The organism is Gemmobacter lanyuensis (assembly GCF_014652355.1).
Classification (GTDB): domain Bacteria; phylum Pseudomonadota; class Alphaproteobacteria; order Rhodobacterales; family Rhodobacteraceae; genus Gemmobacter; species Gemmobacter lanyuensis.
This window is the reverse complement of sequence record NZ_BMYQ01000001.1, coordinates 335,583-358,091: the sequence shown is the minus strand read 5'-3', so window position 1 is coordinate 358,091 and position 22,509 is coordinate 335,583. Positions and strand designations below refer to the sequence as shown.

Sequence of the window (22,509 nt, the reverse complement as noted above, 5' to 3'; positions counted from 1 at the left end):
GAGAGGCAGTCAAAAGATGAACATCTTCTGGATACCGATATTGCGCCCGTTGCTGAAGGCGGCAAACGCCAAACGCGTGGCAGAGATCGGGGCCGAGGCTGGCCGAAACAGCACGCGCCTCGCGCAGTGGTGCAAAGCGAACGCTGCCTTTGCCGATATCATCGACCCCGCACCCAAGTTCGATACGGTTGCCTTCGAACAGACCTTTGCTGGCGCTGCGAAGGTGCACATTACGCCAAGCCTCGAGGTCCTGGCCGATTTGCCGCCCGCCGATGTCGTGCTTATTGATGGTGACCACAATTGGTACACCGTCTTCCATGAGATCAATCTGCTTTTGGGGCCTCCGGAGGCTCCTCAACAAAATCCGCCGATCCTTGTGCTTGACGATACGGGCTGGCCTTGGGGGCGGCGGGATTCCTATTACGACCCTGACCGTATCCCCGAGGCGTTCAGGCAAACTTACGCGAAAGGGCAGATCGCGCCAGGCTCATCGGGTTGGGATCCGCGTGGAATAATCTTCGACATACCCTGCGCCACAACCCAAGGAGGCGCGCGCAATGGCGTACTGACGGCCCTGGAAGATGCCCTCGTAGGTCGCGAAGATGATTTCGAGATCGTTTCAGTCGGCGTCTACTCGGGCCTGACGATCGTCGTTCCGAAAACGAAGCTGGGGTCGTCACCAGAGTTGCAGGCTTTTCTGGCTGAGTTTCGCCCGTCCGCAGCCTTGCGGCCCTTGCTTGATCTGCTGGAAAATGCACGAATTGGCGGTGCACTCGCCATCGAGCAGTTCCGCTCCGTCTTTCAGTTTGGCACAAAGGCCTCCCCCCAAGCGCAAGAGGGTGCACGTCCACTCCAGACAGAGCTGCCGACACAAGTCTGGCAAAGTGTACAACGCGGCATGAACGGGCAAAAATACAAGGGGCGGACCATGCTGCTCAGCCCGTTTGACCAGTTCAACTATATGTCGCTGATCGAAACGCTTCGCCCCGGCACCATCTTCGAAATCGGCACCTATGAAGGCGGGCGCGCCCTTTGGATGGCGGATCAGTTGCGCGCGTTTGATATCGAGGGCCGCATTGTTTCGGTGGATATCGCGCCTCCGAAGGGGATCGCGGATCCCAAGGTTGACGTGATCTATGGCAATGCGCTGGATCTCGGAGAAGTTCTGACTGCGGATTTTCTTTCTGCCCTGCCTCGGCCGTGGCTGGTGATTGAAGATGCGGCGCATACGGAACCAATGTGTCTTGCGGTGCTTGAATTCTTTGATGCGCATCTGCAACCGGGCGACCGGATCGTGGTCGAGGATGGTAATACCGGCAGTCTGATCGGTCAGCCCGAAACTTCCGCCCCCCACATGGCCATTCAAACCTTCCTGTCGCGCCGAGGGTCCGATTATCGATTGGATACCGACACATGCGACCGATATGGCCATAATCTTACCGCCTGTCCCAATGGCTGGCTTATTCGGGCGTGATCCTCCCCAATGTCTGGCGGCGTTTCAGCGAGGCGCCAGACGCAAGGGCAGTTTCTTGAACCCAAGAGAGGCAATGTCGGGGAAGGAAACAGGATTCCGTTCATCGAATATGAGCGTGTAACGCTCGACCAGCGCTGAAATGAGGGCAGCCATCTGCAACCGTGCCAACAGTCGCCCGACACACAGATGGCTGCCGCCACCAAAAGACAGGATCGGCGCTGGTCTTGTGGTGTCCAGATACCGTTCCGGCGCAAACCGATTCGGATCAGGATAAACGTCCGGGTCGCGGCCGGCGCTTTCAAAATACAGCCTGATCCGTTCTCCTGGTAGAATGGCATAATCTTCAAGACCGTCTGGCCCCGCGATGCGATCCCGAAACCGCACGGCCCCATACATACGCAACACCTCTTCGACGAACGCGGAGATCCGTGAAGGGTCGCGGCGCAGGCGGTCCTGTTCCGGTTGATCTGCCGCAAGGGTGTAAAGCATGTTTGTGATCGTATGCTTCACCGTCGCGTTCGCAAGACCAAGGATGAACAGCATCACCGGGGCATCGATGTCTAAAAAACCCTCAGTCGACCAAGGACAAGGCTGGAGACGAATCTTGGCCAGAACGCGGTCCATGAGCGCGGCTGTTTTGGCATTGCGCTCCTGATACTTGTTCAGGGCGACAATTTGGCTCCATTCGGTCAGACAGCCTTCAGAACCGTCGATGATATGCCGTGCGTCTTCCAACGACAGCAAAAGGAGGTCACTCCACGGCCCGTCGATATAGTCAGCGGCAAGCCGGGTGCCGTCGATCTTGCCTGCCGCGCCCTGATCATCAAGCAAACGCTCGGCGCGCGCCTTCAGTTTGGCAGCGCTCAAGCTATCCCATGCGTGGCGCACCATGCCTTTGGCACGATCCCGCCCGGCGACGTGTTTGGGGCCATCAAGATGGATCAGGATGCCTTCTGCCCATTTTGACAATGCAGAAAAGCGATCTGGAAAACGTGCATTCAACCGAACCGCAACATCAAGTTCGATGCGTGGCACGGTTACCTTGGGCGAAGCCACGATCGCGGCCACATCCGTGTAACGCGTGATGATGTGCGCCTTCAGACCGGCATCGAAAAATGGGGCGCGGGGCGCGAATGCGATGTCAAGGAACATGCCGGATGGATACGCTCTGGATTTTTTATCTGCTCCGGATCATAGCCCAATCTAGAGAATGGGAAACTGCAATGTCCAAGAGCCTTTTGACTTTCGAGGAACATTTCGCTCTGGCCTTTGACACCGGCGCGGAACCAACTGCGCGGATAGACTCGGCCGTCTTTCTGGCAGGCGAAGGTTTATTTCATGAGGTCAAGCCGGTGGCAGAGGCGCTAAAGGACCACGCAGATACCGCATTGACCGCTGGCAGACTTTTGCTGACCATTCGCCAGTTTGAACGCTGGGGATTGCACGACAGATTGACGCCGTGGGTCGACGAAGGCGTTGATCAGCCTGACCCTGCGATGCTGACCAGAAGCGCGATGTTCTTGCGCAGGTCGGATGCGCAAGATGCCATCATCGTATTTATCGGTACCGCAGATCTTTACTGGGTGACCCTATATCTGCTTGAACGCTTTCTGCCCAAGGATCGTCATATCCTATTCCTGAAAGATCCCTCGAAGCTGCGCTATGCCTTTGGCACGCCGGCTTTCGGCCCCAACCATGGGGACATCACCTCCGGACTCCGCCGTTTTCTTGAAAAACAAAAGGTTCGACGCTTCCACGTGTTGGGCACGTCTTCGGGCGGCTTTGCGGCTTTGCATTTTGCAATCACGGCAAGGGCGCAAGGTGCGCTTGCCCTCTCTCCGGAAACTACGCTTGTTCCATTTGCTGAGCGTAGCCTCACGCAGTTCACAGAAGAGGTGAAGGCTTTGCTGAAGCCACGGATGCCGCTTCCTCTCGATTTGCAGGAACTATTCAAGACGTACCCAGTCCCGGAAGGGGTTCCAATCCTTCTCATGTACGCCGAACTGCATGCTGAAGATGCGGCTATGTGTAAACGAATGGCCGGTTTGGTGGGAGTGCAACTAGAGGCGGTGCCCGACTGTGACCTGCATGATCTCTTGTCCGTTCTTATTGCACAGCGAAGGATTGCCCCTCTTTTTTCAAGAGTTTTCGGAGCGGCTGATCAGATCCCCGGTGCTTTCCCTCCTGAACCGCATTCTTTTTGAGTTTATCGGCAAGACTACACGTAAACCCGGGCGTGTGTGGGTGTCCCATGGTCGTTCCATAAGGCTGCACGATCTATCCGCATCCGGCCGGGCCGGTGCGCTGGGTCGATCGGTGAGGTTCTGGGGTTTGTTGATCCGCGCCTTGCGGATCGGGTCAGGCAGCCAACAGGCGGTCGCGCTGTTCGTGCCAAAGCTGCACATCATCGGGGGTGCAGCCATGGATGGAGCCGACACGGCGGTAGAGGCCCGCCATATCTTAGTTGTTCAGAACGCCGCCCTGGGTGCGGAGTTTCTCGGTCTGGATCATCGAATCCAGCGTTCGAGGATGGGTCCGAGAATGCGTGCCGTCATGCTGCGCCTCGACAAATTTCCCGGCGCTTGGCCGGGCCAGTTTCAGGGAGGAGCCTTGACTATTGTTCCGCCAATGCGATGCACACGACGCAACACATTTAAGCGCACATCAACAAGATTTTTGCCAATGAACAGACGGATAATGTGGGATTTTGGCGGACAGAGAGGGATTCGAACCCTCGAGACGGTTCCCCGCCTACACACTTTCCAGGCGTGCGCCTTCGACCACTCGGCCACCTGTCCGTGGGCCGGGGTTTAACCCGAACCCCGGGGCGATTGCAAGGGGTTAGGCGGAGGATTTGCGCCAAATGGCACGGGCCCCACCCATCCTTTGCAGCGTCAGGCCGCAGCGATGGCCCGGGGGCGTGTGCGGAGGTGATCGGCGATTTCGGGCATATACCCGGCCTCGACCAGCTCCAGCCGGGCGCATCGACGCACGGCACTGCTGCGCATCAGCGTCACATCGACAAGATCGCCCGCCGACACCATGACGGCGCCGGTCATGCTGCCTGCGCCATCGAAATGCGCAAGATCACCATGATCGGCGCACCAGATGATGGCCTTTCCTGTGGTCTGACAGCTCCAGATCACTACGCCCAGCATGATCAACCCCTGCCTGTGTCACGGCTACCGGCCGGAAGCGCCGCTTGTGCAGCAGTTCCGACGCATCCCGTCACTATGATGATTTAAACACAAGCCCAAGTGACGCTGCATATGGTTTTCCGCACCAAGACCGTAGACAAGCCATGAATTTTGTACCAAGTCTGACGCTGATCAGCGTCACCCTGTGCAAGAGGCCCTGGCCATGTCCCGGCCCCCCATGTCCCCGACAGAAATCCGCTCAATCTTTGGGCGAAATCTGCGCGCGCTGTGCGAGGGCGGGCCGCCGATCACCACGCTCTGCCAGGCCATCGGGATCAACCGGACGCAGTTCAACCGCTACCTATCGGGCGATGCCTTCCCGCGGCCCGACGTGCTGGCCCGCATCTGCGCGCATTTCGACGTCGATGCCCGCATCCTGCTGGAACCGCTGGAGGATTTGCGCCGCAAGGTGCCAGACCGCTATATGGAGGAACTGCGCGACAAGATGCTGATCGGCGCCTCGCGGCCCGTCGATCCGCAGGCGGTGCCCGATGCCATGTACCGCTTCTGGCGCAATTCCTTCATGTATCCTGGCAAGATCGTGACCAATCTTGCGATGATCCGCACCAAGGATGAGCTGACGCTGCTCAAGGGTTTTGAGGAAAACCTGCTGGCGCGACAGGAAAATGCCCATGCCCGGCGATTTCCGCGGCTCGCCTATTACGGGCTGGTGCGGCAACATGTCGACGGGATCTCGATCTATTGCCAAGATCGGCAGAACCAGTCGAACATCAACTTCTTCGAATTCGGGCTGGAGGGGAACATGCGCTTCTACCCCGGCTTTTCCCTGCTGATCCGGCGGCGGATCGACGGCATGAACCGCATGTCGGCGGCGGTGCTGGAACGTATCCCGAATACCCCCGCGCTCTGGCGGCAGATCGTGCGGCAAGAGGCGCTGCACGACCTGTCCTATGCGCCGCCGATCGTGCAGCGCGCGCTGGGACGTATCCCAGACGGGCTCTGACCCTAGTCCACGAGGGTGAGGATCACCCGGCGGTTCTGGCGGCCCTTCTTTTCGATCTTGGTGATCTCGACCCGCCCGATTTCCCCGGTGCGGGCGACATGGGTGCCACCGCAGGGTTGCAGATCGATCTGTGCGGCGCCCTGCCCGATCCGCACCAGCCGCACCCGGCCCTGCCCGCTGGGCGGTTTGACAGACATGGTCTTGACCAGACCGGGGTTGGCGGCCAGTTCGGCATCGCTGATCCAGTCATCGGTCACCGGCAGATCGCGGTCGATCAGCGCATTGAGCGCGGTGGTCAGGCCTTCAATATCGGTGGGCGGTTCGGGCATGTCGAAATCAAGCCGCCCGCGTTCCGCCCCGATCTGACCGCCCGTCACCGGCAGCGGAATCACGACCGAGAGCAGATGCAGCGCCGTATGCACGCGCATGTGCCGATGCCGCCGTTCCCAATCGAGGATCTGTGTCACCTCGGCGCCAACCGGCGGCAAGGGCAGCGGTTCGGCGGCAACCAGCGCAACCTGCCCATGATCGGCCTTGACCGCGGTGGCAATGGCAAGCTCTCCGCCCGGCCAGACCAGACGACCACTGTCACCCGGCTGCCCGCCCCCTGTCGGGTAAAAGATCGTCGCATCCAGCAGGATGCCACCTTCGGGCGTGTGGCCGGTCACGCGGGCCGGTGCATCCCGCAGATAGGCGTCGTCACGAAAGGTCAGGCGGGTTGCAGGGGTCATCGTTCAGTCTCATCCTCAGGGCCATCGAAAAGGCCTGGCCTCGGTTCTGACGCGGGCGCGACCGGATCGGCGGCGGGCTCGGCCGTGGCCTCAACAAGCGGAAAGGGCTTGGCGTCGGCCCCGGCATGGGCGAGGAAAATCCCCTCGGCCCGGAAGCGGCGCAGAATTTCAAGATTGACCGCGGTCTTGACCGAAAGCTGGAAGTTCACATCCCGCAGGATCATGCGCAGTTCATATTGCTGGCCATCCATGGTGAAGCCAGTCAGGGCCACGACCGGCGGCGGGTTCAGCACCACCAGCGGCTGCGCCTCGGCAATCTCTTGCAGGATCTGCATGACACGATCCGGGTCCGACCCGTGGACCACCATCAGCGGCACGATCAGACGGCCGTTCAGGTTGAAGCGCGTCCAGTTCGTCACGCGCTGCGTCACCAGATCGGCATTGGGGACGATCACGTCCGAACGGTCAAAGGTCTGGATGCGGGTTGAGCGGACCGAGATATTGCGGACCGTCCCCGAGACCGTGCCCACCTCGATCCAGTCGCCCTCGCTTACCGGACGTTCGATCAGCAGGATCACGCCAGAGACAAAGTTCGACACGATGTTCTGCAGACCAAAACCGATCCCGAGCGAGAGCGCCGAAGCGACGATGGCTAGACCCGACAGATCAATCCCCGCCGAGGAAAAGGCGATCACGCCCGCGATGAAAATGCCGATATAGCCGGTGCCCGACACGATGGCATTGCGCCCGCCCTGATCGAGCTTGGTCTTGGGCAGGATCGAGCTGCGCAGCACCCCCTGGAACATCCGCGTGACAGTAAAGCCGATGCCGAAAAGGATCAGGAAATAGAGGAAGTTCGACGGCGAAATCCGCGTCTCGCCAATCAGGAAGCCCTCGGTAAAGCGGTTCCACAGCTCGCCCAGATCCTCGACCCGCGCACCCCAGATCAGCGCGAAAAGCGGCAATGAGGCCAGCGTCAGCAGAAAGCCCGCCAGCACCGGCAGCAGGCCCTGCCCCTGTTCCTCGGTCTCGGCGCGGATGATGGCGCGATAGATGTCGGAAATAAGCTGCACCAGCACCAAGAGCAGCCCCGCCAGACCCAGGCTGGACGCCGCCGGGAAGATCAGCGCCTGGGCCGCCGTGGTATAGCCGATCACCGCCAGGGAGGGTCCGACCACCGCAAGCGCGATCAGCACCTTGCCGATGATCTGGATCACCCGGTCACGGAAGCTCGGTCCTTCTTCTTCGTCGCCGGCCGCGACATGACGATTGAGCAGATGCCCAACGCGCCACAGCAGCAGGCTCATCACCAGAAGGAAGGGCAGGCCCAGCACGGACACCGCAGCCTCGGGCACATTCGCGGCGGGCAAAAGCGCCATCCGGATCAGTTCAAGCCCCTGCACCAGACCGATCATCGTGGTGTGGAAACGCCCTTCGGCACAATGCTCGGGCTGCAGGCCCAGCGGGCCTGCGGCGCAGTCGGACCTGGGGAAGATGCGCCCGGCCAGCCAATAGGAAAAGAACAGCGTCAGACCCGCGGCCGGAAGGGCAGCCAGAACCGCCTGCCCCACAAAACCCGGCATCTGCGTAAGCGTCAGCGCCACCGAAACCAAAAGAGTGCCCGCGGTAGGCACGATGACCTGCCCCAGCGAGGCCACGAAAGACAGCACGCGGCTCCAGCGCAACGCGCTGGCCGACTGGTTCACCCAATTCGCAAAACGTTCGATCCAGTGCCGCCCCCGAAAGATCAGCACCAGCGAGACAATGAGCAGCAGCGCCGAAACCGGCAGCGTATCGACCATCTCGGCGCGGCGGGTTTCGCGCGCCCAGTTGTTGCGGACTTCGTTCCAGAGCCCGACGAGGCTGTCACGCACCGCCAGCGCCGCATCGGGCCAGTTCGCCGGATTGGCCGGTGAAGGCCAAAGCTTGAGCAGCTGTTCCGTTTGCCGTTCGCGAATTTCCCGGTCGATTTCCGCGATCAGGCCATTGGCGCGGCGATAGGCCTCTTCTGCGGCGCGGCGCGGCGCCTCGACCTTGGTCAGCTGCTCGGTCAGCGTCTTGCGGCGCTCGGCAATCTCGGGCGCCTCAGTTGCACCATCGGCGGGTGCAGCGCCAAGCGCGGCGATCTGTTCGCGCAAACTGGTGATGCGGCTGGCATTGGTATTTTGCGCCGCCTGCAGCTTGCCGCGCCAATCGACCAGCTGGCCGCGCAACAGTTCAAGCCCGTTGGTCGAGGTCTGCGTTTCCGCCGTGGCGCGTTCGGCGCGGGTGGCGATGGCCTCCCATGCGGCATAATCGACGGTCTGCTGATCCGACGGCGTCAGCGAGATGGATTTGGTGCCGCTGCGGGTTCCGGCCGTCTGGGTCTTGGTCAGGCCCGGCGCCGTCGTAACGGCGGAAGACGGGGCTGGCACAACGCCGGTGATCGTTCCGGTCTGGGGCGCGACAGGTGCCGCCCCGTCCGGCGCAGGGGTGGTTGCGGCAGGGGCAGGATCGGCCCCCGCATCCTGGGCGGTCAGGGGGGCGGGCAGCCCTGCCAGCAGCGCCAGCAGGACCAGCGACCGCCATAGGGCTGCGCGGGCCATCATGCGTCTTCGTAGACCTCGGGGATGACACCCGGCGCGCGGTCAAGCCATTCCGGAACCGGAAGGCCTTTTTCCTTCAGGAACATCGGGTTGAACAACTTTGATTGATAGCGCGTGCCATAGTCGCACAGGATGGTCACGATGGTATGGCCCGGCCCCATCTCGCGCGCCATGCGGATCGCGCCCGCAATATTCACGCCCGACGACCCGCCAAGGCACAAGCCTTCCTCCGAGAGCAGGTCAAAGACGATCGGCAGCGCCTCGGCATCGGGGATGCGATAGCTGAAATCGGGGCGGAAGCCTTCGAGGTTCGCGGTGATGCGGCCCTGCCCGATGCCTTCGGTGATCGAGCTGCCCGGCGCATCCAGCGTGCCCTGCGTGTAGTAGGAATGGAGCGAGGCCCCTTCCGGATCGGCCAGACCGATCTTCACGCCCTTGGATTGCAGCGCCATGCCAACCCCCGCCAGCGTGCCACCCGACCCGACGGCGCAGATGAACCCATCCACCTTGCCGCCGGTCTGATCCCAGATCTCCGGCCCTGTGGTTTCGATATGGGCCTGACGGTTGGCGACATTGTCGAACTGGTTGGCCCAGATCGCGCCATTGGGTTCGGTCTTGGCCAGCGCCTCGGCCAGACGGCCGGAATAGCGGACATAGTTGTTGGGGTTCTTGTAGGGCGCGGCCGGAACCTGCACCAGCTCGGCCCCGGCAAGGCGCAGCATGTCCTTCTTTTCTTGGCTCTGCGTCTCGGGGATGACGATGACGGTCTTGAAGCCCATCGAGGCCCCCACCAGCGCAAGCCCGATGCCGGTATTCCCGGCGGTGCCTTCGACAATGGTGCCGCCGGGCTTGAGCAGCCCCTTCGCCACCGCATCCTTGATGATGTACAGCGCCGCGCGGTCCTTGACCGACTGGCCGGGGTTCATGAACTCGGCCTTGCCGAGGATCTCGCAGCCCGTCATCTCGCTGGCTTTTTTCAGGCGGATGAGAGGGGTGTTGCCGATCGAGCTGGCAAGATCGCTATAAACGGGCATGGACGTGATCCTGTTGTTGTCCCGACTAGGTTTAGGGTCAGCGCGGGCGGAACTCAAGAACCCCGTCCGCGTGAAGCGCTATGTTGGCGGAAACAAGTCTGCTTTCCCCAAGGTTCCCGCGGCTTTCGGGGAAAAAATCTTGGAAACCCCGCCGCGATGGGACGAAATCCGATCCAGACCCCGGATTTTCCGACCAATTCCCGATCAGCCCGCCGGGCGGCTGACCAGAAGCTTGTCGATGCGCCGCCCGTCAAGGTCGATCACTTCGATACGCCAGCCGCTGGCGCGGACGACCTCGCCCACCTCGGGCAGCGCCCCCATCAGGTCGATCACGAAGCCCGCCACGGTTTCGAAATCGCGGTCCGGGCGCAGCTCAAGGCCCAGACGGTCAGCGAATTCGTCAACCGGCATCCAGCCCGCCACCAGAAGTGAGCCATCCTCACGTTCCACGATCTTGGGTTCATCCTCGGTCGTGTCGGCGAAACTGCCGGTGATGGCCTCCAGCACATCCATCGGCGTGATCACGCCTTCGAAATGGCCGTATTCATCATAGACCAGCACCATGTGCGAGGGAGAGACGCGCAGCGCCTCGATCACATCCAGCGCCCCCATCCCGTCGCGCACCACTGGCGCCTCGATCACCAGCGCACGCACGTCGACCCCGCGCTGCGCGGTCGAGCCCAGAAAATCGCGCGCATGAAGCACACCGATCACCGTATCGGGTTCGCCCTCGGTCACGGCCAGGCGGGAATGGCGGCCTTCGCGGAAGCGGCGGATGATGGTCTGGGGCGAGTCGGTCACATCGACGGCCTCAACTTCATGCCGCGGGGTCATCAGGCCACGGGCCGACCGGTCGGCGATCCGCATGACCCCGGCAATCATCTCGGTTTCGGCCTTGTCGATCACGCCGGCACTTTCCGCTTCGGAAATCACCATCTTGATTTCCTCATCGCTCATGGTGCTGTCGGAGCTGCCCGATTGCCCCAGAAGCCGCAGGATGAGCTTGCCGGACACATCCAGCAGCCAGACCAGCGGCGCGCCGATCCGCGCAATCCAGAGCATGACAGGCGCCACCCTGACGGCCACCGTTTCCGGCGCGCGCAGAGCGATCTGTTTCGGCACCAGCTCGCCCACGATCAGCGACAGATAGGTGATGGCCACAACGACCGAACCAACACCCAGCGGCTGCGCCAACGCGGGGGCAAGGCCGTAATCCAGCAGCGCCGCCGAAAGCCGCGTGCCCAGCGTCGCGCCCGAAAAGGCGCCCGACAGCACACCAACCAGCGTGATCCCGATCTGCACCGAAGACAGGAACCGCCCCGGATCATCGGCAAGCCGCATGGCGACCGTGGCCCCGCGCGATCCGCGATCCGCCAGCACCTTGAGCCGCGCCGTCCGGGCCGAGACAATGGCGAGCTCGGACATCGCCAGACCTCCGTTCACGAGCGTGAGCAGGAAGACGATCGCGATTTCAAGATACATCGGGCCAACTGGGGGAGACACCGGGCCAAGCCGGCAGGTCGGGCCAAGATAGGCCCAACCCGCGCCCGATACCAGTGCCCTGCGAAAAGAAACGCTGCCCCGCGCGGATCAGCGCGCAACCGGCGTCCAGATCACATCATCGATGCGGGGCGCATGGGTTGCCAGCATCACCAGCCGGTCAAATCCGAGCGCGATTCCGCTGGCGGCGGGCATGTGATGAAGGGCTTCAAGGAAATCCTCATCAATCGGATAGCGTTCGCCGTAGACGCGTTCCTTTTCGTCCATCTCGGCCTGGAACCGGCGGCGTTGTTCTTCGGGATTGGTGAGTTCTCCAAACCCATTGGCCAGCTCTACGCCGCAGGCGTAGACCTCGAACCGCTCGGCCACGCGGGGGTCATCGGGGGTGCGGCGGGCCAGCGCCGCCTCGGCCGCGGGGTAACGGTCCAGGATGGTGATGCGCCCCAACCCCAGATGCGGTTCGACCTTTTCCACCAGAACCCGGCTCAGCATATCGGACCAGGTGTCATCCGCCGCACGCCGCAGGCCCAGCGAATCCATCGCCGCCCCCAGAACAGGGGCGCGGGGCGTGCCATCGGGGTCAAGCGTCGCCAGCAGATCAATCCCCGCATAGCGCTGAAAGGCCTCGGCCACCGACAGCCGTTCCGGCGGGGCGAAGGGGTCGCAGAACCGGTCGCGGAAGCGCAGCTCGGCGCTGCCTGCAGTTTCGGCGGCAAGGCGCAGGAACTCGACGGTATCCTGCATCAGTACGCTGTATTCTTCGCCCGCGCGATACCATTCCAGCATGGTGAATTCGGGGCTGTGCAGCGGCCCTCTTTCGCGGTTGCGCCAGACATGCGCGAAGGAGGCGATGCGCCGCTCCCCCGCCGCCAGCAGCTTTTTCATCGCAAATTCCGGCGAGGTATGCAGATACATCCGCCGGCCCTGCCCCTCATTCCCGATGGCCTCGGTGGCAAAGCCGTGCAGATGCGCCTCATTGCCGGGGCTAACCTGCAGCGCCACGGGATCAACCTCAAGGAAATCGCGCGCAGCGAACCAGCCACGCAAGCCCGCCTGAATGCGGTTGCGCGCCAGAAGCGCCGCCCGGCGCCCTTCATGCACCTCGGGTTTCCACCAGGGCGTATCGGTCGTGGCATGGGGCATCGGGGACATTTTCGGCCTCTTTAGGCTGGAAATCGGGCGCGCAAGGCGATAAGAGCGGCGCGATTGCGCCCGCCATCCCTTTGTGGTCCGGCGGACACACACATAGACAAGGATAGACCCGTGGTCAAAGTCATCGCCTCCAGCCTCCGCAAGGGGAATGTCGTCGAACTCGACGGCCGTCTCTATGCCGTTCTCAAAGCGGAAAACTTCCACCCCGGCAAGGGCACGCCCACGACCTCGGTCGACATGCGCCGCATCTCGGACGGGGTGAAGGTGTCGGAGCGCTGGCGCACCACCGAGATGGTGGAAAAGGCCACCGTCGATGAACGCGAATACGACTTCCTTTATGAGGATGGCGAAGGCTTCCACTTCATGGAGCCGAACACCTATGAACAGCTCGTCGCAAGCAGCGACGTGGTGGGTGAAGACAGCGTCTTCCTGACCGACGGCATCAAGGTGTATCTGCGCACCTTCGAAGGCGTGCCGATCGCCATCGAACTGCCGCAAAAGGTTGTGGTCGAGATCACCGAGACCGAGCCGGTCGTGAAGGGGCAGACCGCCTCCTCCTCGTACAAGCCCGCGATCTGCTCGAACGGGATCCGCGTCATGGTGCCGCCGCATATCGGCGCTGGCACCCGGATCGTGATCAACACCGAAGACCGTTCCTACGTGGAACGTTCCAAAGAGTGATCAGACCCTAAGGTATGACCCGCAAAGGCCCGGCCCTGTGCCGGGCCTTTTGCTTTGCGCGCAGGGGTTGGTTCGTTTGCGGCAATCAATGTCGCGCAGGTGCAAGAATGGCGGCAGGCCGGGCCTAGGCTGCGACAAACGCCCTGATTGTGCCGGAATCCCCTCATGTCCACCACCCGCCCCGCCACCCTGACCGGGATCGTCTGTCTGAGCGGGGGGCTTGCGCTCTTCGGGGTGCAGGATCTGATCCTCAAGCTCTTGTCCGGGGACTATCCGCTGCATCAGGCCATGGTGCTGCGCGGGCTGACGGCGCTGCCGCTGCTCTATCTGATGGTGCGGATGAACTGCGATGGCGCAAGGCTTTTCGCTCCCGGCTGGACGGCGGCGGCGGCGCGCGGGGTGGTCAGCTTCGTGGCCTATACCTCTTACTACCTCGCGCTGGTGGCACTGCCGCTGGCCGATACCATCGCGCTTTATTTCTCGGCCCCGCTGATGATCGTGGCACTTTCCGTCGTGATGCTGGGCGAGCGGGTCAGCCTGCCGCGCTGGATTGCGGTGCTGGTGGGCTTTGGCGGCGTGGTGATCATGGTGCGCCCCGGATCGTCGATGTTCGACGGGGCGGCGCTGCTCGCTGTCGGTTCGGGGCTTGCCTATGCGCTGTCGATGATCCTGGCGCGCATCCAGGGCGGCAGCCGGTCGGCAGCGGTGCTGGCCTTTCACGGCAATGCCGTGTTCCTGATCGGGGCCCTGCTGCTGGCGGCGGTCTTCGGCGGCGGGCAATTCGCGGGCGACGGCCACCCGAGCCTGCAATTCATGACCCGGGCCTGGGTGATGCCCAGCCCGACGGATGCCTTGCTGATGGCCAGCTGCGGTGTCATTGCGGCGCTGGGGCTGACGCTGATCACACAGGCCTATCGCATCGCCCCCTCTGCGGCCGTGGCGCCCTTCGAATATACGCTCATGATCTGGGGCGTAGCCTATGGCTGGATCTTCCTCGGCGACTGGCCCGATCGCACCGGCTGGACCGGGATTGCCGTGATCACCGGCGCGGGGCTTTTTGTGCTGCTGCGCGAGGGGCAGGAACGCCGCAGCGCACAGATTCCCGCTGAATAACAAAGGGTTATCGGCCGGCCTTCACCCAAAACGCGAAGGGCCGCACCTTTCGGTGCGGCCCCATCCTCATCCCCGAAGGGCCAAGGATCAGATCTCGTCCAGAGCTTCGATGGCCTTCTGCAGGTCGTCCTTCGAGACTTCCTTGTCGGTCACTTTGGCACCGGCCACGATGAAATCGACAACCTTGTCTTCGAAGATCGGCGCGCGCAGCTGCTGTTGCATCTGGGCGTTTTTCTGCACGAATTCAAAGAAGGCGCGCTCTTGACCAGGGTATTGACGGGCGGCGTTCAGCACGGCCTGGGTCATCTCGGCGTCGGTGACCTGCACGTCAGCCTTGCGGCCGACCTCGGCCAGCAGCAGACCCAGACGCACGCGGCGCTCGGCCAGCTTCTTGTGCTCATCGGTCGGCTCGACATGGCCGTGGTTGTGGTCGTGGACTTCCGGGTTTTCCTCGTGCCACAGCTGGTGGGCAATCTGGGCGGCCTCGGCGTCAACCAGCTTCGAGGGCAGGTCGAATTTCACCAGGGCATCCAGCTGGTCCAGCAGGGCGCGCTTCAGAACGGCGCGCGAGGCACCTTTGTATTCGGCTTCCAGACGCTCGGCGATCTGGCCCTTCAGCGCAGCGAGATCCTCGGCGCCGAACTTCTTGGCCAGCTCGTCATCCAGCTCGGCCGCTTTCGGGGCCTTCACCGCATGGACCTTGCACTTGAAGGTGGCTTCCTTGCCGGCCAGATGCTCGGCACCATAGGCTTCCGGGAAGGTCACTTTGACTTCAACTTCGTCATCGGCCTTGGCGCCGACCAGCTGGTCTTCAAAGCCCGGGATGAAGGAGTTCGAGCCGAGCACGAGCGGGTATTCCTCGCCCTTGCCGCCTTCGAACGCTTCGTCACCGATGAAGCCTTCAAAGTCGATCACGACCTGATCGCCTTCCTTGGCTTTCGAACCCTTGCGGCGGTCTTCGAACGACTTGGCGGTTTCGGCCAGGTTGTTCAGCGCCTCTTCAATGGCCGAATCCTCGGCCTTGACGATCAGACGTTCCAGCGTGACGACGGAAGCATCGACATCCGGGATCGGCGGCAGGGCTTCGTAGGTCATTTCGACCACAACGTCCTGACCTTCTTTCCAGTCTTCGCCGCCGACCATCTTCACTTCGGGCTGCAGAGCCGGACGGTCACCCGATTTTTCGAAGTGGTCCTTCATGGCGCCATCGATGGCGTCCTGCATGGCTTCGCCCAGAATGCGCGGGCCGAACTGCTTTTTCAGCATCGCCAGCGGCACCTTGCCCTTGCGGAAGCCCTTCATCTCGATCTCGGGCTGCGCCTCGACCAGCTTTTCCTGGACTTTCGCGTCCAGCTCGGCCGCGGTCACCGTGATGGTGTAGCCGCGCTTCAGACCTTCGTTCAGGGTCTCGGTGACCTGCATATGAGTTCCGTCCTTCTCATCATCTCTGGTGCGGGTGGAGGGACTTGAACCCCCACGCCTTGCGGCGCCAGAACCTAAATCTGGTGCGTCTACCAATTTCGCCACACCCGCATTTTTTCAAACCGAAACCCGCCCGGCCCTATCAGGCCAGGGCAGACCGCGCCCTGAAAATCCGCGCCCTTCTAACAAAGCCCCGCGCAGGATGCGAGGGAAAAATCAACGCCCCCGGGCTGCGGCAATTCGGGCACGGCGGGCGCAATCCGCGAGCGACCTTCGTGGAATGGCCTCGCCTTGGGCACATTCCTGCCATAATCTCGGAAAAAAAGAGCAGAAGCAGACAATCACAGGTATAGCCATGTCCCTTGCGACCTTGGCGTCAACCGCGGACCTCTCCGCGGCGGCGCATGACGTGCGCTCCGGCCTTGCGGCCGGAACTCCGGTTCTGACCCTGGCAGGCCCCGTCGTGGTGGAGCGGCTGGCCGCGGGCGACCGCATCGTGACCCGTGATGGCGTGCGGCGGCTGGCTGGTGTGCAGCGCGTGGATGCGGCGGTGCGGTTGGTGCGGGTTTCGGAATCGGCCATTGGCGTCGATCAGCCCGAGGCTGACATGCTGATGACGGCCGATATGCAGATCCTGATCCGCGACTGGCGCGCCAAGGCGCTGCGCGGCTGCGATCAGGCGGTGATTGCCGCCGACCGCCTGATTGACGGCGAATATATCCGCCGTGAACCCGAGGCCCGCGCCGTATTGTTCCAGTTGGAATTTGATGCCCCGGTGGTGATTTACGCGGGCGGGTTGGAGCTTGCGCTGACCCCCGCCCCGGCTTCGGCCTGAAACAGTCCCCGCAGCACGGCGGGCAAGGCTTCGGTCAGATCCTCGGCGATCAGGCCGGGGCCAAAGTTTCGTGCCGCAGATACATGCAGCCAGGCGCCCATGGCCGCTGCCCGGTCGGGCCTAAAGCCCCGCGCCAGAAGCCCCGCGATGATCCCGGCCAGCACATCACCTGCCCCGGCGGTCGCAAGCCAGGGCGCGGCCCGATCCCCCAGCGCGGCATGAACCTGCACCTGCCCCCCCGGCGTTGCGATCACCGTGTCCGGCCCCTTGAGCAGCACCACTACCCCAAGCCGGGCTGCCGCCGCGCGCACGGCATCCACCTTGGAAAACGCAGGCCCGCGGCCCGGCGGATTGGCCATCTGCGCCGCCAGATCCGGCACCAGCCGCGCAAACTCGCCGCCATGGGGCGTCAGCACCAGCTGGTCATGCAACAGTGCCCGCACCTCCGGATCGCGGGACAGGAGTGTCAGCGCATCGGCATCCAGCACCGCAGGTTTGCGCGCGCGCAGCGTCGCCGCCAGCTTGGCGGCCTGCCCCGCGCCCAGTCCGAACCCCGGCCCAAGGCACAGGGCCGTCAGGCGTGCATCCGCCAGCAGCGACACCATATCCCCGGCATGGGCCAGCGGCGTCAGCATCACCGCATCCATCCGCGTGGCATTTTCCGCCATCGCCGCAGGCGGACACCCCAGCGTCACCAGCCCTGCCCCGATCCGCAAGCCCGCCCGCGCCGCAAGCCGCGCCGCGCCGCCCTTGCCCGGCCCGCCCGACAGGACCAGCAGGTGCCCATGGCTGAACTTGTGGCCCTGCGCCTTGTCCAGCTCCGCGCCCGGTGCAGTTACCAGCCGAACCACCCCGTCAGGATGCGGCTCCTCGCTCAGGCCGATGGGCACCACGCGGAAGGCCCCCCGGCGCTGTCCGCCTTCGGCCAGAACATGACCCAGCTTGGCCCATTCGAAGCTGACCGTCAGATCGGCCGGACCGTCCAGATATCCGCCCAGGCTACGCACCTGCCCACTGTCGGCGCAAAGACCAGAGAGGATGTCCACCGCAACAATCCGCGCCCCGGCCCGACGGGCAAGCGCCAGCGGTTGCCAGACCTCGGGGCCGATGGGGCGCTGCAATCCGGTGCCAAAAAGCGCATCGATGCATAATGCTGCGCCCTGCAGATCGGCCGCCGCCAGATCGGCCAGCGGGCGCGACGGCCCCTCCCATGCGGCAGCCATGGCAATGGCATCGGGGGTTGCGGGCGGGGCCAGCGCGAAAATCGCTACCTGCCACCCCTGCGCCTGCAACAGCCGCGCAATGACATAGCCGTCGCCGCCATTGTTGCCCGGCCCGCAAAAGACGACCGCGCGCCCGCACAGCCCCGGCCAGGTCGTCTGGATCGCGTCAACCACGCCTTGTCCTGCACGCTCCATCAGCGCCAGACCCGTCACCCTGCCCGCCGAAATCGCTGCGGTTTCGATGGCGCGCATTTGGGCAGAAGTCAGCAGTTCGGTCATGTTTTCGGCCTTTTGCGATTCAAAAACCGCACAGGATAAGTGCAATTTGCACAATTTTTGTGCATAAACCCGATTTTCCTAGGGTCAATCGTGATGCGGAAAGCCTAGCCGATTGTTCGCGCCGCGGGGAAGTGGTGATTGACCTTCGACAGTCAATCCAGCGGGGGAGTCGGCAGGTGAAGAAGATCGAAGCGATCATCAAACCCTTCAAACTCGATGAAGTGAAAGAGGCCCTGCAAGAAGCAGGAATACAGGGCCTTTCCGTCACCGAGGTCAAGGGCTTCGGGCGTCAGAAGGGCCATACGGAGCTCTATCGCGGCGCCGAATATGTCGTCGATTTCCTGCCCAAGGTGAAGATCGAGGTCGTCCTTGCCGATGACATGGTCGACGCCGCCGTCGAGGCGATCATCTCGGCCGCGCGCACCGACAAGATCGGCGATGGCAAGATCTTCATTTCGCCCGTTGAACAGGCGATCCGCATCCGCACCGGTGAAACCGGCGACGACGCCGTCTGATCCGCACAAGGAACACCGGGCCGCTTCGCCAGAAACGGCCTGTCCCGAAACACCCTAACGAAAGGCAGCATGATGAGCGCGATTGCGAAAGCTCTGAAACTGATCAAGGACGAGGAGATCGAATACGTCGATGTCCGGTTCACCGACCCCAAGGGCAAGCTCCAGCACGTCACGCTGGTGTCGGACCTTGTGGATGAAGACTTCTTCGAAGAAGGCTTCATGTTCGACGGATCTTCGATTGCCGGCTGGAAGTCGATCGACCAGTCCGACATGAAGCTGATCCCGGACGCGACCTCGGTCTATATCGACCCCTTCTACGCCGAGAAAACCCTCTGCGTGCATTGCGACGTGGTCGAGCCCGACACCGGCGAAGCCTATGATCGCTGCCCGCGTCAGATCGCCAAAAAGGCCGAGGCTTACATGAAGTCCTCGGGCATCGGCGATGCCGCCTACTTCGGCCCCGAAGCCGAATTCTTCATCTTCGACGACGTGCGCTACTCGATCGCGCCGAACAAGGTGTCGTTCCAGCTGGACGCGGAAGCCGCGGCTTGGAACACCGATGCCACCATCGAAGGCGGCAACCTGGCGCACCGCGCTGGCTACAAGGGCGGCTACTTCCCGGTCAACCCGATCGACGAAGCGCAAGACCTGCGTGGCGAGATGCTGTCCACCATGAAGCGCATGGGCATCAAGGTCGACAAGCACCACCACGAAGTGGCGACCTGCCAGCACGAGCTGGGCATGATCTTCGGCGGTCTGGTCGAACAGGCCGACAACATGCAGAAGTACAAATACGTCATCCACAACGTTGCGGCCGCCTATGGCAAGACCGTGACCTTCATGCCGAAGCCCATGAAGGGCGACAACGGCTCGGGGATGCACGTGAACATGTCGATCTGGAAGGACGGCAAGCCGCTCTTCGCAGGTGACAAATATGCGGACCTGTCGCAGGAAGCCCTGTGGTTCATCGGCGGCATCCTGAAGCATGCCAAGGCCCTGAACGCGCTGACCAACCCCTCGACCAACAGCTACAAGCGCCTGATCCCGGGCTTTGAAGCGCCGGTTCTGCGCGCCTATTCGGCCCGCAACCGCTCGGGTTGCGTCCGTATTCCGTGGACCGAATCGCCGAAAGCCAAGCGCGTGGAAGCCCGCTTCCCCGATCCGGCCGCGAACCCCTACATGGCGTTTGCCGCCCTGCTGATGGCCGGTCTCGACGGCATCCGCAACAAGATCGATCCGGGCCCGGCTTCGGACAAGGACCTCTACGATCTGCCGCCGGAAGAACTGGCCGAAATCCCGACCGTCTGCGGCTCGCTGCGCGAAGCGCTCGAAGAGCTGGAGAAGGACATGGACTTCCTGCTGGCCGGTGACGTGTTCACCAAGTCGCAGCTGGAAGCCTATATCGCCCTGAAATGGGAAGAGGTGTACGCCTACGAGCATACCCCCCACCCGATCGAATACGCGATGTACTACTCCTGCTGATCCGGTTCCGGATCAGATGCAAAGGCCGCCCTTCGGGGCGGCCTTTCGCATTTCGGCGCAACCCTGAGGTGTTGCCCCAGACCCGCCGCAATTCCCGCGCTTGTGACCAGATTGGCCACAATCCACCGCCAATTAACCTTGATTGATGCAAAGTCGCGGCACAATTCACGGTCAGCTTGCCCCCATCACTGACTGCTGGAGGCTTCGCCATGCGCACTTCGACGGACAGTACGATTGCCCTGCTTGTGTATCCGACCGAACCCGACCTGAACTTTGCCCGCCTCGTCCGCGAGATTGATCGCCATATCGCGCGGCATTGCCCCGGCGGGCATCGGCTCAGCTGGGATTGCAATGATGTCGCAAGCTTTGACGTGGGCAGCCATCGCCTGCTGCTGGGCCGCAGCGATACGCCGCCGGGGGGGCATGCCTCCTGCATTGCCCTGGCAGCCGGGCCGCATCCGGATTCGTTGGCGCTCGGTCTGGAGGGCACCTGCGACGAACCGGATTCGCGCCGGATTTGTGCGCGGCTGGTCGAAGGGGTGCTGAAACTCTGTCCCACGCAGACGGTGCTTTGGCAGCAAAGCAACGCTCCGCTGGATGCGACCTTGATCGATGATCTGATCGAGGCCCTGCCCAGCCGCAGTGTGCTGGAAGATGCCACCGCAAAGGTCGCCGCTGCGGCCGAAGAGCAAGCCGCCCGGGCCGAGCGCGAAGCCCGGATCCGGGCCGCCGTGGCCGCGAAAATGGCCGAGGCAGACAGTCAGCGCCCGGCGGCACAGCCCGATCCGGCATCCGGCATGGCTGCTGATGCCGCCGCCGCCGTGAACGACCGTCCGGACCTGCCTGCCCCGGATCTGGTGGCACTGCGCCGGGTGCGTGCGGCCCTGTATGAAACGCCGGACGCGCCGCGCCCCACAGTTCAGGCGCGCCTGACGGCCCATGCGTTCAACTGCACCTTGATGGCCGTGTCCCTGCCCATCGGGGCGGCATTGTTCACCTACAGCCTGCTGCGGGGCGAGGATCTAAAGCTTTCGTCCCGCGCGATGGCGGTGACGGGCATTGCCGTCGCGGCCCTCAAGGCAAAAGGGATGGCCGCAGGGCTACTGAGCTGATCAGAGCCCGGCGGCGGCCATCCCTGCCCGCGCCGCCGGGTCAAGGTCTTCCAGCCGCACCAGATAGGTGTGGATCGTGAAGACCACCGCCCCTGTCCGGGGCAGCCGCAGCAGGCATTGGCGTTCGCAGCGCATGTAGCGGCGTTCGACCGGCGGCGGGCGCTGCGCCCCTTCCGGGCGCGGCTGGAACAGCGCCGGGTCGTCATAGACCAGCGCATTCATCCGCCAGAGCGCCTGTTCCGGCCGGATCGCATCGAACAGCCGCTGGACCCGGCGTGCGATATCCTCGGTATAGTGATGCACCGGGCGATGGATCACCGTCATCGGCCGCCCGATCTTTTCCGCCAGCGTCCAGCTGGCCGGAAAGCAGAGAACCGCCCCGGTCAGCCGATGCTCGCCCCCGTCGGGCTGCAGAAGGCACAGATCCTCTTGCACCAGCCGCCCGGCGGTTTTCAGCGGATTGTCCACCCCCAGCGCCACCTGCACCCCGTCGGGGCGCAGCACGGCATCCGCCCCCACGGCAAACCCCGGCGTCCGGGTAAGCTTTTGCAGGATCAGGTCGAGGAGCTCTGCCGCAGGTTCCGCCGCCTCGGGCAGCAGGGCGTGGACCGCGTCCTCTTGCGCGGCAAGGCGGGCATCGCGTTCGGCCATCTGCCCGGCATAGGCATCATCCTGAAGGATCCAGTCATCGCCCTCAACCGGCAGGATGCCGGGCAGGCGCGCGGTGCGCGGGTCCATCCAGGGAGCAAATGGCAGGCGGGCTTGCAAAACAGGCTGTTTCATGGCGGGCAGCCTAGACGAAGGGCGGTTGCCGGAAAAGCCCGCGCACAGCCCATCGACATGCTTGCAACCGCGCCCGCGATGGCGGAAAAGTCGCGCCATGTTCTTGCACTGCCAGTGGACCCGGCCATGCACCAAGCTCTCTATACCCTGCTGCTGCTTTGCATCCTGACCACCCTTTCGGCCTGCGGCGGGGGCACGCGCGCCGCCGCACCCGAGATGGGCAGCCGTTGGCAACAGTCCGGCAGCGCCGCCGCGCGCTATTGCGCCGAGGCGGGCGGGCGGCTGGAAATCCGGCAGGAACCGGCGGGGGATGCGGGCTATTGCCATCTGCCCGACGGATCGGTGCTTGAGGAATGGCAACTTCACCGCGGGCGCAACGCGCTCTGACCCGACAGGGGCCGGTTTTCGGCCCCGTTTCCCGATCTGC

The 22,509-nt window shown here is 63.2% G+C and carries 20 protein-coding genes and 2 tRNA genes; 10 read left to right on the top strand and 12 right to left on the bottom strand.

The genetic code is table 11. The features are described from left to right. Positions 1–16: 16 nt before the first annotated feature. On the top strand, positions 17–1,474 hold the full coding sequence (locus IE101_RS01730) for a class I SAM-dependent methyltransferase (RefSeq protein ID WP_189632072.1): 1,458 nt from the start codon (positions 17–19) through the stop codon (positions 1,472–1,474). Between the two features lie 24 nt (positions 1,475–1,498). Here IE101_RS01730 and IE101_RS01725 read toward each other — a convergent pair whose 3' ends face one another. Next, positions 1,499–2,626 (bottom strand): cytochrome P450, encoded by a 1,128-nt coding sequence (locus IE101_RS01725; protein WP_189632071.1) that lies wholly within the window; start codon positions 2,624–2,626, stop codon positions 1,499–1,501. A 5-nt stretch (positions 2,627–2,631) separates the two neighbouring features. Between IE101_RS01725 and IE101_RS01720 the strand changes: the two genes are divergently transcribed. Further along, the gene (locus IE101_RS01720; RefSeq protein WP_189632070.1) at positions 2,632–3,678 is read left to right on the top strand and encodes a hypothetical protein; all 1,047 of its coding nucleotides are present in this window, start codon (positions 2,632–2,634) and stop codon (positions 3,676–3,678) included. A gap of 504 nt (positions 3,679–4,182) precedes the next feature. On the opposite strand, the gene IE101_RS01715 is transcribed toward IE101_RS01720, so the two are convergent. Together IE101_RS01715 and IE101_RS01710 are read right to left on the bottom strand one after the other, a co-directional pair. Then, positions 4,183–4,272: transfer RNA gene (locus IE101_RS01715), tRNA-Ser, on the bottom strand. Between the two features lie 96 nt (positions 4,273–4,368). Next, a complete protein-coding gene (locus IE101_RS01710; RefSeq protein WP_189632069.1) occupies positions 4,369–4,632 on the bottom strand; it encodes a hypothetical protein in 264 nt (87 codons plus the stop codon). A gap of 202 nt (positions 4,633–4,834) precedes the next feature. On the opposite strand from IE101_RS01710, the gene IE101_RS01705 reads away from it, so the two are divergent. Then, entirely contained in the window at positions 4,835–5,635 is an 801-nt protein-coding gene (locus IE101_RS01705) for a helix-turn-helix domain-containing protein (protein ID WP_189632068.1), read from the top strand. A gap of 2 nt (positions 5,636–5,637) precedes the next feature. On the opposite strand, the gene IE101_RS01700 is transcribed toward IE101_RS01705, so the two are convergent. The 5 genes from IE101_RS01700 to epmA all read right to left on the bottom strand — a co-directional run bounded on the left by IE101_RS01700 (position 5,638) and on the right by epmA (position 12,637). Then, positions 5,638–6,366: an alanyl-tRNA editing protein gene (locus IE101_RS01700; protein ID WP_189632067.1), complete on the bottom strand. Its 729-nt coding sequence runs from the start codon at positions 6,364–6,366 to the stop codon at positions 5,638–5,640. After that, entirely contained in the window at positions 6,363–8,951 is a 2,589-nt protein-coding gene (locus IE101_RS01695) for a DUF3772 domain-containing protein (RefSeq protein WP_189632066.1), read from the bottom strand. Before IE101_RS01695 ends, IE101_RS01700 begins: the two co-directional genes overlap by 4 nt. Beyond that, the gene (locus tag IE101_RS01690) at positions 8,951–9,985 is read right to left on the bottom strand and encodes a cysteine synthase A (protein WP_189632065.1); all 1,035 of its coding nucleotides are present in this window, start codon (positions 9,983–9,985) and stop codon (positions 8,951–8,953) included. Before IE101_RS01690 ends, IE101_RS01695 begins: the two co-directional genes overlap by 1 nt. Before the next feature lie 204 nt (positions 9,986–10,189). Beyond that, the gene (locus IE101_RS01685) at positions 10,190–11,467 is read right to left on the bottom strand and encodes a hemolysin family protein (RefSeq protein ID WP_189632064.1); all 1,278 of its coding nucleotides are present in this window, start codon (positions 11,465–11,467) and stop codon (positions 10,190–10,192) included. Positions 11,468–11,575: 108 nt separating this feature from the next. Further along, complete coding sequence (gene epmA, locus IE101_RS01680; protein WP_189632063.1) at positions 11,576–12,637, bottom strand: EF-P lysine aminoacylase EpmA; 1,062 nt, start codon at positions 12,635–12,637, stop codon at positions 11,576–11,578. Between the two features lie 111 nt (positions 12,638–12,748). Between epmA and efp the strand changes: the two genes are divergently transcribed. Both efp and IE101_RS01670 read left to right on the top strand, forming a co-directional pair. Then, positions 12,749–13,318, top strand: a complete 570-nt coding sequence (gene efp, locus IE101_RS01675) for an elongation factor P (protein ID WP_189632062.1) — start codon at positions 12,749–12,751, stop codon at positions 13,316–13,318. 165 nt (positions 13,319–13,483) lie between these two features. Continuing rightward, on the top strand, positions 13,484–14,431 hold the full coding sequence (locus IE101_RS01670) for a DMT family transporter (protein WP_189632061.1): 948 nt from the start codon (positions 13,484–13,486) through the stop codon (positions 14,429–14,431). 87 nt (positions 14,432–14,518) lie between these two features. Here the strand turns inward: IE101_RS01670 and tig are convergent, their stop codons facing one another. Next, positions 14,519–15,853 carry a trigger factor gene (tig, locus tag IE101_RS01665; RefSeq protein ID WP_189632060.1) on the bottom strand — a complete coding sequence of 445 codons (1,335 nt, stop codon included), beginning with the start codon at positions 15,851–15,853 and terminating at the stop codon, positions 14,519–14,521. 26 nt (positions 15,854–15,879) lie between these two features. After that, a tRNA-Leu gene (locus IE101_RS01660) sits at positions 15,880–15,964 on the bottom strand. Between the two features lie 244 nt (positions 15,965–16,208). Here IE101_RS01660 and IE101_RS01655 point away from each other — a divergent pair. Then, on the top strand, positions 16,209–16,688 hold the full coding sequence (locus tag IE101_RS01655; RefSeq protein ID WP_189632059.1) for a Hint domain-containing protein: 480 nt from the start codon (positions 16,209–16,211) through the stop codon (positions 16,686–16,688). Here IE101_RS01655 and IE101_RS01650 read toward each other — a convergent pair. After that, positions 16,637–18,190: an NAD(P)H-hydrate dehydratase gene (locus IE101_RS01650; RefSeq protein ID WP_189632058.1), complete on the bottom strand. Its 1,554-nt coding sequence runs from the start codon at positions 18,188–18,190 to the stop codon at positions 16,637–16,639. The two genes, IE101_RS01655 and IE101_RS01650, sit on opposite strands and share 52 nt — an antisense overlap. Positions 18,191–18,366: 176 nt before the next feature. On the opposite strand from IE101_RS01650, the gene IE101_RS01645 reads away from it, so the two are divergent. The 3 genes from IE101_RS01645 to IE101_RS01635 all read left to right on the top strand — a co-directional run bounded on the left by IE101_RS01645 (position 18,367) and on the right by IE101_RS01635 (position 21,299). Further along, complete coding sequence (locus tag IE101_RS01645) at positions 18,367–18,705, top strand: P-II family nitrogen regulator (protein WP_189632057.1); 339 nt, start codon at positions 18,367–18,369, stop codon at positions 18,703–18,705. Positions 18,706–18,777: 72 nt separating this feature from the next. Further along, entirely contained in the window at positions 18,778–20,187 is a 1,410-nt protein-coding gene (glnA, locus tag IE101_RS01640; RefSeq protein WP_308429861.1) for a type I glutamate--ammonia ligase, read from the top strand. 209 nt (positions 20,188–20,396) lie between these two features. Beyond that, a complete protein-coding gene (locus IE101_RS01635) occupies positions 20,397–21,299 on the top strand; it encodes a hypothetical protein (RefSeq protein WP_189632055.1) in 903 nt (300 codons plus the stop codon). On the opposite strand, the gene IE101_RS01630 is transcribed toward IE101_RS01635, so the two are convergent. Continuing rightward, on the bottom strand, positions 21,300–22,082 hold the full coding sequence (locus IE101_RS01630; protein ID WP_229803992.1) for a heme-dependent oxidative N-demethylase family protein: 783 nt from the start codon (positions 22,080–22,082) through the stop codon (positions 21,300–21,302). A 126-nt stretch (positions 22,083–22,208) separates the two neighbouring features. On the opposite strand from IE101_RS01630, the gene IE101_RS01625 reads away from it, so the two are divergent. After that, a complete protein-coding gene (locus IE101_RS01625; protein WP_229803991.1) occupies positions 22,209–22,469 on the top strand; it encodes a putative hemolysin in 261 nt (86 codons plus the stop codon). Positions 22,470–22,509 lie beyond the last annotated feature (40 nt).

Excerpts from the sequence above, each read along its gene's own strand:
- epmA (WP_189632063.1), bottom strand. The coding sequence starts at position 12,637 with ATGTCCCCGATGCCCCATGCCACGACCGATACGCCCTGGTGGAAACCC.
- IE101_RS01655 (WP_189632059.1), top strand. The coding sequence starts at position 16,209 with ATGTCCCTTGCGACCTTGGCGTCAACCGCGGACCTCTCCGCGGCGGCG.
- IE101_RS01650 (WP_189632058.1), bottom strand. The coding sequence starts at position 18,190 with ATGACCGAACTGCTGACTTCTGCCCAAATGCGCGCCATCGAAACCGCA.
- IE101_RS01720 (WP_189632070.1), top strand. The coding sequence starts at position 2,632 with ATGGATACGCTCTGGATTTTTTATCTGCTCCGGATCATAGCCCAATCT.
- glnA (WP_308429861.1), top strand. The coding sequence starts at position 18,778 with ATGAGCGCGATTGCGAAAGCTCTGAAACTGATCAAGGACGAGGAGATC.
- tig (WP_189632060.1), bottom strand. The coding sequence starts at position 15,853 with ATGCAGGTCACCGAGACCCTGAACGAAGGTCTGAAGCGCGGCTACACC.
- IE101_RS01730 (WP_189632072.1), top strand. The coding sequence starts at position 17 with ATGAACATCTTCTGGATACCGATATTGCGCCCGTTGCTGAAGGCGGCA.
- IE101_RS01630 (WP_229803992.1), bottom strand. The coding sequence starts at position 22,082 with ATGAAACAGCCTGTTTTGCAAGCCCGCCTGCCATTTGCTCCCTGGATG.
- IE101_RS01685 (WP_189632064.1), bottom strand. The coding sequence starts at position 11,467 with ATGTATCTTGAAATCGCGATCGTCTTCCTGCTCACGCTCGTGAACGGA.
- IE101_RS01700 (WP_189632067.1), bottom strand. The coding sequence starts at position 6,366 with ATGACCCCTGCAACCCGCCTGACCTTTCGTGACGACGCCTATCTGCGG.
- IE101_RS01705 (WP_189632068.1), top strand. The coding sequence starts at position 4,835 with ATGTCCCGGCCCCCCATGTCCCCGACAGAAATCCGCTCAATCTTTGGG.
- IE101_RS01710 (WP_189632069.1), bottom strand. The coding sequence starts at position 4,632 with ATGCTGGGCGTAGTGATCTGGAGCTGTCAGACCACAGGAAAGGCCATC.
- IE101_RS01725 (WP_189632071.1), bottom strand. The coding sequence starts at position 2,626 with ATGTTCCTTGACATCGCATTCGCGCCCCGCGCCCCATTTTTCGATGCC.
- IE101_RS01625 (WP_229803991.1), top strand. The coding sequence starts at position 22,209 with ATGCACCAAGCTCTCTATACCCTGCTGCTGCTTTGCATCCTGACCACC.
- IE101_RS01670 (WP_189632061.1), top strand. The coding sequence starts at position 13,484 with ATGTCCACCACCCGCCCCGCCACCCTGACCGGGATCGTCTGTCTGAGC.
- IE101_RS01690 (WP_189632065.1), bottom strand. The coding sequence starts at position 9,985 with ATGCCCGTTTATAGCGATCTTGCCAGCTCGATCGGCAACACCCCTCTC.
- IE101_RS01635 (WP_189632055.1), top strand. The coding sequence starts at position 20,397 with ATGCGCACTTCGACGGACAGTACGATTGCCCTGCTTGTGTATCCGACC.
- IE101_RS01695 (WP_189632066.1), bottom strand. The coding sequence starts at position 8,951 with ATGGCCCGCGCAGCCCTATGGCGGTCGCTGGTCCTGCTGGCGCTGCTG.